This window comes from Brevibacillus nigriterrae (genome assembly GCF_049846925.1).
Taxonomy (GTDB): domain Bacteria; phylum Bacillota; class Bacilli; order Brevibacillales; family Brevibacillaceae; genus Brevibacillus_H.
Map to the genome: position 1 here is coordinate 44,980 of NZ_JBNCMT010000037.1, position 12,693 is coordinate 57,672.

Sequence of the window (12,693 nt, forward strand, 5' to 3'; positions counted from 1 at the left end):
CAATTGCTTCCATTATATCACCTGAAGTCAGGTTAGCGGAATTGTGCGCCTAGCTCTCTGGCACGCTCAGTTGCTCGCAAGATGGCAGAGAAAAAAGCTCGTTTTACTTCAAAATTCTCCAGTACTTCCAGACCAGCCTGAGTTGTTCCACCTGGACTTGTTACTTTATGGCGGAGAACGGCTGGTTCCTCATTGGTATGCATCAGCATTTGTGCTGCACCGAGCAATGTTTGTACTGTTAGCTGTCGAGCCATGGTCGGAGTCAGGCCAGCCATCGTGCCGGCTCCTTCCATCGCTTCTACGAGATAGTAAATATAAGCAGGGCCACTGCCTGAAAGTCCGGTAACGATGTCAAGCTCATCCTCAACAACAGAATAGACAGAACCGATTGACTCAAAGAGCTGTGAAGCCAGTGTGAGATGGTGTGCACAAGCGAAATTTCCTTTGGCGATCCCTGTAGCTGAAAGTCCTACAGCAGAAGAAGTATTTGGCATCGTACGGATAACTGGGCAGTTGACACCAAGCCATTCGTTGATCAAGGTAGTGGAAATCCCGGCAATAACAGAAACAATAAGGTGATGCTCATCTACTAATCCTCGCAGACTAAGGCATGCTTCCTGTGCATCTTTTGGCTTCATGGCGAGAATCAAAACATCACAGTTTTTCACGAGCGATTCTGAATCCCGTGTTGCATGGATCATGTATTGATTGGTTAGCTTTTGTAATTGATCATCGTTGCTCCGATTCGTTACAACAATCCGATCAGCAGATAGCAAGTTATTTTTAATGATGCCATTCAATATAGCTTCAACGATGGAACCCGCACCGAGGAAGCCAATGCGCATGTCCTGAAGAGAGTGGTTGTTTTTGTTTGTACGCATCTGTTTTCCTCCTTTATTTTTTAGTTTTATAAGTTTGGAGCCCCGTCCTATCGGATTTGGCCTTGGCCGTACACTTTATATTTCACTGAGGTGAGAGCAGGGAGCCCCATCGGACCACGAGCATGTGTTTTCTGTGTGCTGATGCCGATTTCAGCGCCGTATCCGAATTCACCGCCATCTGTAAAACGGGTAGAGGCATTGTGATAAACGCATGCGGCATCGATTTCATTTAGAAAACGGTCAGCCGCTTCTTGATCTTGTGTAAGTATCGATTCGGAGTGTCCTGTTCCATGGATGGCAATGTGTTCGATTGCTTCAGAAATGTCGGCAACTGTACGTACAGATAACATCAGGTCCAGATATTCGGTATCCCAATCTTCTGAAGTAGCTGGTTCAAGAAAGGGGAGATGGTTGGTAGTTTGCCGTGTTCTTTCACAAGCCCGAAGAGCCACATTCGCTTCGTGCAGGCTGGTGAGCAATCGCATGGTGTGATTTGTATCCCAATCCTGATGAATCAAAATCGTTTCGACAGCGTTGCATACGGAAGGGCGGCTGATTTTTGCGTTGTGTACAATTTTTTCTGCGATTTCATAGGGGGCAGACCGATCGATCAGGATGTGGCAGATTCCCACACCTGTTTCCAGTACGGGCACAGTCGATGTCTTGACTACCCGATTGATCAAATCAGCTCCACCACGAGGGATGATGACATCGATCAACCCATTCAGCGTACATAGTACATCGACGGACTCCCGTTGCCATGCAGTCAGATACTGGACAGCCCCTGGTGGAAGACCAACCGCTTGTAGTCCCTTGCGAATACTCTCCGTAATCGCCTGATTTGAATTCATACTGGAGCGGCTTCCCCGAAGGCAAATTGCATTACCTGTCTTGATTGCGATTGCGGCGGCGTCCAGTGTCACATTCGGTCTAGCCTCGTAGACCATGCCAATTACTCCAAGCGGGACACGTACTTCCCGGATCAAAAGCCCGTTCGGTCTGGTCCATTCTGCGGTAATTTCACCAATAGGATCGGGAAGTGAGGCGAGATCCACCAGGCTTTGAATTAGTGCCTTGATACGAGAGGGCGTCAAGAGTAATCGATCTAAGTAACTGGGAGAAGAGCCACTTTTGACAGCTTCCTGATAGTCAAGGTCATTTGCTTCGAGAATGGCTGCTGAATCTTGTTCGAGTTGGCGACCGATCTCATACAGCGCCTGATTTTTCAACTCGGTGCTTGCCAGCGCTAACTGTCTGGAAGCTGTTTTTGCAAGCTGAGCTTGCCTTGTAACGCTTTGAATGATTTCTTCCATAACCAGTTCCTCCTCACATCTATCTCTCTTTTATGGTTTGAGTCTTTTCCCGATCGAAGGCAGATTGGTTGATGACTGTCCAATAATCCCGATGAATCACTTCACCTGGTAACGCATGGTTTTTGTGCGTATTCAAAAAAGCAGCAAGTTCTTCGGAAGTAAAGCGGCTGACCCCACGTCCAATCAACCGATGATCCTGATATACCTCTACAACGTCTCCCGCCTCAAACGATCCTTCAATTTGGCGTATACCTGCGGGGAGGAGGCTGCGCTTTTGGCGAAGAACTGCGTCTGCGGCACCCTCATCTACACTGATTTTGCCTCGAACAGGGGAGTGGAAAGCGATCCATTGCTTGCGATTCGGCAGGGTTTTCTCCTGGGGCTGTATATCCGGGGCAGGGGCTCCAATATACGTGCCACCACCAAGCCCTTTTACAATGCGAACGAGGCAATCTTCGTCTGTAAGCGTGCCAATATAGCTTGAAATCCCGACATTGCCTGCGGTCTGTGCTGCCATGAGTTTGGAGCGCATGCCGCCTGTGCCGAGCGATCCGGCTTTTCCAGCAAGAGCGATTGTTTCAGATGTGACCTCCTGGATAAACGGAATGTGTCTTGCATTTGGATCTTTGCGAGGGTCTGATTCATACAAGCCATTCGTATCGGTAAGCATGATGTACAGGTTGGCGTGGATCAAACCAGCGACCAGCACTCCGAGCATATCGTTATCGCCGAATGACAATTCAGCGGCAGAAACCGTATCGTTTTCATTGATAATCGGCAATACACCACGAAAGAGAAGAAGAGAGATGGTTTGAAAGGCGTGCCTGTAGCGCTCATGGTTCGTGAAATCAGTTCTCGTAAGCAGGATTTGAGCGACTCCCATTTCTTGTTCCGCAAACATGTCCGTGTATTGCTGCATCAGGATACTTTGACCGACGGCTGCTGCTGCTTGTTTGGCGATGAGCGTTTTCGGTCGACTTTTATACCCCAATCTTGTATATCCACTTGCTACTGCGCCTGATGAGACTAACAATACCTCGTGACCGTCCTTGCACAGACGGGCGATGGCCTTTACGAGATTTTTCATTTTTTCGGGGTCACAACCATGTGTTTCATTGGTTAATGAGCTGCTGCCGATTTTCACCACGATCCGTAAGTTTTGTTTTTTCATCCCATGTCCTCCTTTCAAAAGAATAAAAAAAACCCTTCGTCCTCGGATAAGGACGAAAGGTTACTTTCGCGGTACCACCTTACTTGATGATTTCGTACACATGAGAAATCATCCAACTTTTCGCTCCCCAGGTAAAGAAAGTGGGTGAACGCTTTCCTTGGTAACAGGGGAAAGACTCCTGTCTAGGTCATCCCTAGATGCTCCAGGATGGGTTCAAGCTCTTTCGCAGACAAGACCTTTCAGCCGGTGGGTCTCGCTCTCTAGGCAGGAAATGAAGCTTTACTATTTCCCTTCAACGCTTTAATGTATCAGTTCGTTTTTGTGTTTTAATAATTATGCCAACTACTTCATAAAAATGTCAAGGGATTACTTAAACATTTTTTGGCCATATGTTCCAGTGCGTTCCCGAATTTTGTATAGCCCGCTTTTTTTATCCTTGCTTATGCGATAGGTGACTGTGTAATGAGCACTGTTTTGGGGAGTGATAGCTTCTCTTACAATAGCAGTTATGCCATCAGCATCTTTTTTGCTACTAATATTTTTATTGGAAATCAGCATGGAATAGATCCCATCACCTTCAGCCAGATAAATCTTTCCCTTGATATCCTTTGTGTGGAGGTTGTCATACATACGCACAGCAAGAGGGCGGCTCCAAAAGCGGGAGAAGTAGGTGATGATTTTTTCTTTTGTATCCACGTGTGCGGGCAATTCCCGATAGGTAATCCCGTCAATTTTTACTTTTTTTGCTTTCGAGTTGCTCGCCGCAGCGAACTGCAAGTCTTCAAAGACATGTTCTGCTCGATTTAGAAACAGCGCAAGATGATAACGGTTCTTATCAATGTCATGGATCGAGGCGACTTTTGGTTTTCCTTTCTCATTGCCTTTCAACTTGCGAATGCCATCTTTCCCTTGGGTTTGCGCTTTCTTTTTTTCGTCACCCTTTGCCTCGTTTTTCTTGTCACAGCCCGTAAATACAAAAGAAAGAGCAAGAAGGATGATTAGCCATTTCTTCATCAATTACCACCTCAATGAATGTCATGGAAACTTATCTAGTTTTAAGATGTGAGTGGGGGTGGATTGATACCCAAGTTAACTTTTTCCTTTCCTGATCAAATGCCTGTTTTGTCAGCACTTGTATGTTCGCGGATTTCAATCTATCATGGAAGGGATACTATATGAGGAAAGTTCACAGGTTTTGATACGAACAAGTACCTATTATTGAGGTGAATGGGATGTTTGGTTTTGGCAAGAAAGCGAAGAAATTGGAAGGCATCGACATTTTAATTATTAAAACGGAAGAGGCTAAAAACCGTACGTTTTATCAGGTTGCATTCCCGAGCATGGTAGCCAACGATATTATCAGTATGTTGACCAAGCTACAAAAATCTCCGTTTAACAAAAAGGAACACCTGGGGGATATTGGCGGTTTCCATATGATTACACACATTGAAGCTGCAACGAATGTTGAAGTGTTGGATGAAGTCGATATGGAAGCACAACCGGTTCAAATTCAGGATTTTGCTAACATCTTGCTGCGTCGATTGGAATCAATTGATGAGTCAGGAGCATTCGAAGACTCCGAGGATCTTGCGTTTATCATGGGTGAATTGACCATGCTCAGAGACGGAAGCTTCGTACCACAAACGTAATAAGGAAGCTCAAAAAGTCCGGGAAACGTCCTGTTTGTGCCCTCTCAACGGGGCATCGAAACATCCTCCTTTTTGAACAGATTTTTTAATATCCTGATAGAAAAAAACATGCGAATTATGGATTGCAACCGCTTCCCTTTTGCATTACAATAAAAATGAACAGTGATTCATTTTTCTATTTCGCAAACGAACATCTCACAGTCCCAATGCAGCCGTGGGATGTTTTTTTAAAAAAGAAATGAATGAGCATTCATTCAAGATCAACTGAAACATGAAGCATCAAGTAAAATCATAAGATGATTTAGAATCTGTTGGAGCTATGAAGGAGGTAACAAGATGGAACGCAAAATTCGCAAAGCGGCCGTACTCGGCTCGGGTGTTATGGGAGCAGGGATTGCCGCACACTTGGCAAACGTAGGCATTCCAACGTATCTCTTGGACATCGTGCCGCGTGAGCTGACGGAAGAAGAGAACAAGAAAGGATTGACACTGGAGCATCCTGCAGTTCGCAATCGCATTGCGCAAGCTGGTAAGGATCGTTTGCTCAAAGAAAAGCCAGCACCGCTTTATGACAAAGCAGATATTGACTTAATCAAAGTGGGGAATTTGGAAGATCACTTGTCACTGCTCGGTGAAGTAGACTGGATTATCGAGGTCGTTGTAGAAAATCTTGACGTGAAGAAGAAAGTGTTTGCTACGGTAGAAGCTCATCGGAAACCTGGCACCATCGTTTCTTCCAACACTTCAGGTGTTTCCATCAACGAGATGTCCGAGGGATGTTCCGAAGAATTCCGCAAGCACTTTCTGGGAACTCACTTCTTTAATCCGCCGCGTTATCTGAAACTTCTGGAGATCATTCCTGGTAATGATACCGATCCAGCAATCGTTGATTTCATGATGAATTTCGGCGAATTCGTGTTAGGCAAAGGAACCGTTCTTTGCAAAGATACACCTAACTTTATCGCAAACCGCATCGGAACGTTCGGACTGCAAGTGTCGATTGAAGAGATGGTTCGCCTAGGTCTTGGTGTAGATGAAGTTGATGCCATTACCGGACCAGTGATTGGTCGTCCGAAGAGTGCTACGTTCCGCACATTGGATGTTGTAGGCTTGGATACATATGTCCATGTAGCAAACAATGTGAAAAACAAAAGCAATGACGAAGCAGAAAAATCCGTGTTCGAGCTGCCAGAGTTCGTCCACAAAATGGTGGAAAACCGCTGGTTAGGCCAAAAAACGGGCCAAGGCTTCTTCAAACAGGAAAAGTCTGCAGCGGGTAAAGAAATTTTTGCTCTTGATTACAACACATTGGAATATAAGCCACGCGCGAAAGCGAAGTTCGCTTCCTTGGAAGCAGCCAAAACGGCCAAATCGTTGCCGCAAAAACTGCAGGCTCTCGTGTATGGAAAAGACAAAGCAAGCGAATTCCTCTGGAGTGTTTTCAAACGTACGTTGCTTTACTCTGCAGCGAATGTTCCTGCCATCGCTGACGACATCGTGGCTATCGACAAAGCGATGAAGTGGGGCTTCGGCTGGGAAATGGGGCCTTTCGAGACATGGGACGTGCTCGGCGTAGAAAAATCCGTAGCTCGCATGCGTGAGGAAGGGGAAACCATCCCTGCACTCGTGGAAGAACTGCTTGCCAGTGGTAAAAAATCATTCTACGAGAAAAATGAAGGTCGTCTTTCTGCATTCGTAATTGGCGGAAAATTCAAAGATGTCGAAGAAAACAAAGAAAAAATTAACCTGGCTGCCCTGAAAGAACAAGGCAAGCTGATTAAGAAAAATGCTGGTGCTTCGCTTGTTGATATAGGCGATGGTGTTCTTTGCCTGGAGTTCACATCTCCGCACAATGCACTTGGCATGGATGTACTGCAAATGGCGGGTGCTGCTGCAGAAGAAGTGAAAAAGAACTTTGTCGGACTTGTGATCGGTAACCAGGGCAAGAATTTCTGCGTAGGTATGAACCTTGCCATGGCACTGATGGAGGCGCAGGACGACAACTACCTCGAGCTTGATATGCTGGTGAGAAACTTCCACAAAACTGGCGAAGCCCTCAAGGCAATGGGTCGTCCGGTAGTTGCTGCTCCATTCGGCATGACTTTGGGTGGAGGCGTAGAGGTTTGCTACCTTGCAGACCGGGTTCAGCTTTCTGCGGAGACCTATCTTGGACTGGTTGAAGTAGGTGTAGGCTTGCTCCCAGGTGGTGGCGGTACGAAAGAAATGCTGTTCCGTGCCATGGAAAATGTACCTGAAGGCGGGTCCGTGCCTGTTGATCCATTTGCTTACGTGGCAAAAGCGTTTGAAACCATTGCAATGGCAAAAGTTTCCACAAGCGGTAAAGAAGCAATCAAGCTTGGCTACCTCCGTCCGACAGACCGTATCAGCGTAAATCAGGATCACCTGTTACACGATGCGAAACAACTCGTTCTCACCATGGATAAAGAAGGCTTCACACCACGCAAATCCCGCAAAATCCGCGTAATCGGTGAGACGGGCTATGCCAACCTGAAGCAAAATATTTACGCTATGAAAATCGGCGGTCTGATCAGTGAGCACGATGCACTTATCGCTAGCAAAATTGCTTACGTCATGTCAGGTGGTAATGTGCCAGCGGGAACAGAAGTGAATGAGCAATACATTCTTGACCTGGAGCGCAAAGCTTTCCTTGACCTGATCAAGACACAGAAGACACAAGCTCGCATGGCTCATATGCTGCAAAAAGGCAAGCCGCTACGCAACTAATTACGATACGACTCGTTGTAATAACCAAAATAGAAGCAAGATTCTATTCATAGCTTGGAGCCCCGCCCGTCACAGCGAGAGCTACTGAAAGGGTGGGCAGAAGTTGGGAGGGTAAATAATGAGAGAAGCAGTCATTGTCGCAGGTGCTCGTACGGCAGTCGGCAAATCGAAAAAAGGCAGCCTGAAAGATGTTCATCCAGTTGATATGGGCGCTGCTGTAATTGACGATTTGTTGCGCCGTGTTCCTGCTCTTGATAAATCACTGATTGATGATGTTATTATCGGTTGCGCTACTCCAGAAGCAGAGCAGGGAATGAATATGGCCCGTCTCATTGGACTTCGTGCAGGATTGCCAACCAATGTATCAGGTATTACAGTAAACCGCTTTTGTTCCTCTGGATTGCAAACGATTGCCTATGCAGCACAGCAAATTATGACGGGAATGGCGGATGTAGTGATCGCAGGTGGAGTAGAGAGCATGAGCTTGCTCCCGATGACCGGTCACAAAGTAGCACTAAATCCGACACTGGTAGATACCATGCCAGAAGCTTACATGAGCATGGGACATACCGCTGAGCAAGTAGCACAACGCTACAATGTTTCTCGTGAAGAGCAGGATGCTTTTGCAGTGGAGAGCCACCGTCGTGCGGCTGCTGCGATCGCAGAAGGCAAGTTCAAGGATGAGATCGTGCCGATTCCGGTAAAACAAACCTTTGTGGATGATAACGGAAAAGTGCACACCAAAGAATTCACCTTTGACACAGATGAAGGTGTGCGTCCTGACACGACACTGGAAACGTTGGCGAAACTTCGTCCAGCTTTCCATCCAAAAGGATCGGTTACTGCGGGTAACTCTTCCCAAACAAGTGATGGTGCAGCAGCAGTCATCGTGATGTCGGCTGAAAAAGCAGCTGAGCTTGGCATCGAGCCAATTGCCAAATTTCGTTCCTTCATTGTTGGCGGGGTAGACCCGGATGTGATGGGTATCGGTCCGGTTGTAGCCATCCCGAAAGCATTGAAAGTAGCTGGCTTGACTGTTGATGATGTTGATTTGTTTGAGTTGAACGAAGCGTTCGGCTCTCAGTCCGTTGCTGTCATCCGTGAGCTGGGCCTCAACCCTGAGAAGGTCAATGTAAACGGTGGTGCAGTAGCCCTTGGTCACCCACTTGGTTGCACAGGTGCGAAGCTGACTGTATCTCTTCTGAATGAGTTGAAACGTCGTGGCGGAAAATACGGTGTCGTTACTATGTGTATCGGTGGCGGAATGGGTGCTGCGGGCGTTTTTGAAATGGTGTAACGTTTCTGGATTACTAATTCAAACGATAATTTCACTTATTGAAAAGGAGCGATTAGCATGTCTGAAACAAAAGATTTGATCCGTGGCGGTAGTTTCTTGCTTGATACTGGTTCTTTCGAAGATGTTTTCACGCTTGAGGAAATTTCTGATGAGCAAAAGATGATTGCTCAAACAACCGAGGACTTTGTTCGTAACGAAGTTCGTCCACACCTCGAAGAATTGGAAAAACAAAACTTCGATATCTCTGTTCGTTTGTTGAAAGAATCTGCTGACCTCGGATTACTTGCTGCTGACGTACCAGAGCAGTACGAAGGTCTTGGTCTCGATAAAATCAGCTCTGCCTTGATCTCTGAGAAATTTGCTTTGGCTCGTGGTTTTGCAATTACTCACGGTGCACACGTAGGGATTGGTTCCTTGCCAATCGTTTACTTTGGCAATGATGAGCAAAAACGCCGTTACCTCCCAGACCTTGCTTCTGGTAAAAAACTGGCAGCATACTGCTTGACTGAGCCAAGCTCCGGCTCTGACGCTTTGGGTGCAAAAACAACTGCAAAGCTTTCTGAAGATGGCAAATATTATATCTTGAACGGTCAAAAACAATTCATCACAAATGCTGCGTTTGCTGACGTATTCATCGTATATGCAAAAGTAGACGGCGAGCACTTCTCTGCATTCATCGTAGAGCGTGAATTCCCTGGTGTATCTACAGGTGCTGAAGAGAAGAAAATGGGTATCAAATGCTCTTCTACTCGTACAGTGAACTTAGAAGATGCTCAAGTTCCAGTGGAAAACTTGCTTGGTGAAGTGGGCAAGGGTCACCACATCGCTTTCAACATCTTGAACGTAGGCCGTTACAAATTGGCAGTAGGTGCGGTTGGTTCTTCCCGTCATGCCCTGCACTTGGCAGCTACGTACGCAAAAGAGCGCAAACAATTCAAAACACCACTTGCGAACTTCAATCTGATTAAAAACAAATTAGGCAGCATGGCAACAAAAATCTATGCGGCTGAAAGCTCCGTATACCGCACAGTAGGTATGTTTGACGTAGCACTTTCTGCACTTGGTGAAAAAGCAGAAGACGGTCGTGAAGTAGCGAAAGCAATTGCTGAATACGCAATTGAGTGCTCGATCAACAAAGTTCACGCTACTGAAGTATTAGACTACGTAGTAGATGAAGGCGTTCAAATTCATGGTGGTTACGGATTTATCCAAGAATATGAAATCGAGAATATGTACCGTGATTCCCGTATCAACCGTATTTTTGAAGGTACCAACGAAATCAACCGCTTGCTCATCCCTGACACATTGATCAAGAAAGCGATGAAAGGCGAATTGCCTCTCATGCAAAAAGCAGCAGGCTTGCAAGAGGAATTGATGAGCTACTATCCGGAAGAGATCGAGGATGCGCCGTTGGCTCTTGAGAAACACCTGATCGAAATGACTCGCAAAATCATCCTCTTCACTGCTGGTTCTGCGATCATGAAATATCAAATGGGTCTGGTGAAAGAGCAAGAGCTTCTTGCTTTCGCTGCTGACATGCTGATCGAGTTGTATACTATGGACAGTGTCGTGAAACGTACTGAGAAGGCAATCGCGAAAAACGGGGTAGAAAAATCGCAACATAAACTGAACATGACTACTGTTTATGTTCAGGAAGCATTCGATAAAGTAGATGCATGGGCAAAAGACGCTCTTGCAACCATGGAAGAAGGCGATGACCTGCGTCTGCGTCTCACTATCCTCAAGAAGTTGACTCGTCGCAACCCGGTTAATGCAGTTCACCTCAAACGTGCAATTGCTGACCGTGTACTTGAAGCGGATGGGTATGTATTGTAAGAACTAAAACCGTTTCGTTTAATAAAAGCTAGAAACAAGGATAGTAAGTGAAAAGGAGCTGGGGCAGCAATTCCCCAGCTTCTTTTTAGAATGTCCTCTGAGAAAAATTAACAAAATCACCAGTATATTCTGCTGTTTTAAAAAAGTAAGTTTAACTGTAATCAGTATGTGATATAAAAATAGAGGGGGGGATAAGATGGAAGATTCAAAAGTTCTTTCTCAGAATATGAGAGAAGTTAACGAGCTATTGAAAAAGGTTAGTGGAATTGGCATTTTCTTATTATTTTCATTATGTTTCATCCTCAAGTTCTTCGGGCTGTTAGATATTATGTCGTATACCGAATTAACGGTAAGCTCTGTCAGTTCATTTGCTTTTTATTTTATAACTTTGTTTTTGTATCGGATAGAAAGACTACATAAATATTTTCATTATATTTTCCCGTTGCAAATGTTCTGTACAATTGGCGTCGGTTACTATCTTTTTAATGCCATCATGCCAGCCTTTTTTATTTGGCTGATTCCGATTATCTATTCAGGTTTGTACGCTCATAAAGGTGCGATGCTGCTCATTGGCGGATTGGTTATGGTTACGGCTCCGCTAGAAACCTATTTGGTCGGACAAGCACCATTGAGCGAAATTGCCGTCGCCAGTGTTATTCTTTTGATTGTCATTTTACGGTTGATCTCGATGGTGAATCGTTCCCGTGTGCTCATCTTCAATACAGAATTGGAAGTAGAACGAAGCACACAACTGCAACGAGAAAATCAGCAAATGCTGATCGAGGTTGCTGCTACAACAGAAGAGATCGGACGAGTCATTGAACAGTTAAATCAGATGACAAGAGGTACCCGGGAAGCAATGGTTCAGATTGCCCAGGGGGGAGAGCATATTATTGTCAGCAGTCAGGCATCCAAGCAAATACTGGTGCAAACGCAGGATTTCATCGGCAAGCAGGTGGAGAAGTCCGCTCAAATTGACGAATCTACCAAACAGGCTGTGAATCATGCCAAAGAGGTAGAAGCGGAAGCATCCGCAGGGGAAGAGGTTGTGTCGAGGATCGCTGCGATTATCGAAACTATTGATCAGCAGTCGCATAAGGCAACGGATAAAGCAATGCTATTGGCAGATCGTACACAGGAGATCTTTTCCATCAGCGAATCCATTACGAATATTGCCAAGAATGTTACGGTAGTCGCCATCAATGCATCAATCGAAGCAGCACGTGCAGGAGCTGCGGGTCGTACGTTCCAGGTGGTAGCTGAGCAGGTTCAAAAGCTGGCAATCGAAGCATCTGAAGCGGCAAAAGCGATTGGGCAGCTGTCCGAGCATGTACAGGAGGATCTGACGGAGATCAAAAACAGCATGGTCGAAAACCGTGATATCGTCCAGGTGGGTGTCAATATTTCTCAAGAAGCCAAGACCAAGCTGGTGCATATCGAAAAATCAGTAGAAGAGATTTACCATTTTCTGAAGGATATCGCTCAAGATTCGCAGACACAGCAACAGGGTGCGTTGAAAATCGAGTCTGGTATGAATGACTTGCGGAAGCGGACAGAAGAGAATCTGGTACATATTGAGACCGCAGCAGCATCAACACAGGAAACAGCGGCCATTATGGATGAGTTCATGATGATTGTCCAGCGTCTACAAGATCGCTCGGAGAAATTGCAGCGGATGTTGAAGGATATGGAATATTAATTAGACGAAAAAAGGATGCCATCGGGGTGGTCAAGACCCCATTTAGTGGACATTGAAAAAAGCTCCTAAACCGCAAGCTGGCGTCGGTACTCAATCGGCGTC

At 45.9% G+C, this 12,693-nt stretch carries 9 protein-coding genes and 1 other annotated feature; of the genes, 5 read left to right on the forward strand and 4 right to left on the reverse strand.

What is annotated here, in order from left to right; all coding sequences use genetic code 11:
- Nucleotides 1-32: 32 nt before the first annotated feature.
- The 4 genes from proC to ACPW7N_RS22125 form a co-directional block, all read right to left on the reverse strand.
- The gene (gene proC / locus ACPW7N_RS22110; protein ID WP_425653505.1) at nt 33-881 is read right to left on the reverse strand and encodes a pyrroline-5-carboxylate reductase; all 849 of its coding nucleotides are present in this window, start codon (nt 879-881) and stop codon (nt 33-35) included.
- A 47-nt stretch (nt 882-928) separates the two neighbouring features.
- Nucleotides 929-2,194: a glutamate-5-semialdehyde dehydrogenase gene (locus tag ACPW7N_RS22115; RefSeq protein ID WP_425653507.1), complete on the reverse strand. Its 1,266-nt coding sequence runs from the start codon at nt 2,192-2,194 to the stop codon at nt 929-931.
- A 19-nt stretch (nt 2,195-2,213) separates the two neighbouring features.
- The gene (gene proB / locus ACPW7N_RS22120) at nt 2,214-3,365 is read right to left on the reverse strand and encodes a glutamate 5-kinase (protein ID WP_425653510.1); all 1,152 of its coding nucleotides are present in this window, start codon (nt 3,363-3,365) and stop codon (nt 2,214-2,216) included.
- A 45-nt stretch (nt 3,366-3,410) separates the two neighbouring features.
- Nucleotides 3,411-3,670 (reverse strand) — a binding site (T-box leader).
- A 61-nt stretch (nt 3,671-3,731) separates the two neighbouring features.
- A complete protein-coding gene (locus ACPW7N_RS22125) occupies nt 3,732-4,379 on the reverse strand; it encodes a DL-endopeptidase inhibitor IseA family protein (protein WP_425653512.1) in 648 nt (215 codons plus the stop codon).
- 218 nt (nt 4,380-4,597) lie between these two features.
- On the opposite strand from ACPW7N_RS22125, the gene ACPW7N_RS22130 reads away from it, so the two are divergent.
- The 5 genes from ACPW7N_RS22130 to ACPW7N_RS22150 all read left to right on the forward strand — a co-directional run bounded on the left by ACPW7N_RS22130 (nt 4,598) and on the right by ACPW7N_RS22150 (nt 12,591).
- Nucleotides 4,598-5,014, forward strand: coding sequence for a hypothetical protein (locus tag ACPW7N_RS22130; protein WP_425653515.1), 417 nt, complete (start codon nt 4,598-4,600; stop codon nt 5,012-5,014).
- Between the two features lie 336 nt (nt 5,015-5,350).
- Nucleotides 5,351-7,759: a 3-hydroxyacyl-CoA dehydrogenase/enoyl-CoA hydratase family protein gene (locus ACPW7N_RS22135; protein ID WP_425653518.1), complete on the forward strand. Its 2,409-nt coding sequence runs from the start codon at nt 5,351-5,353 to the stop codon at nt 7,757-7,759.
- Nucleotides 7,760-7,877: 118 nt separating this feature from the next.
- Entirely contained in the window at nt 7,878-9,056 is a 1,179-nt protein-coding gene (locus ACPW7N_RS22140; RefSeq protein ID WP_425653521.1) for an acetyl-CoA C-acetyltransferase, read from the forward strand.
- A 57-nt stretch (nt 9,057-9,113) separates the two neighbouring features.
- Nucleotides 9,114-10,892, forward strand: a complete 1,779-nt coding sequence (locus tag ACPW7N_RS22145; protein ID WP_425653523.1) for an acyl-CoA dehydrogenase family protein — start codon at nt 9,114-9,116, stop codon at nt 10,890-10,892.
- A 196-nt stretch (nt 10,893-11,088) separates the two neighbouring features.
- Nucleotides 11,089-12,591, forward strand: coding sequence for a methyl-accepting chemotaxis protein (locus ACPW7N_RS22150; RefSeq protein WP_425653526.1), 1,503 nt, complete (start codon nt 11,089-11,091; stop codon nt 12,589-12,591).
- Nucleotides 12,592-12,693: the final 102 nt, after the last annotated feature.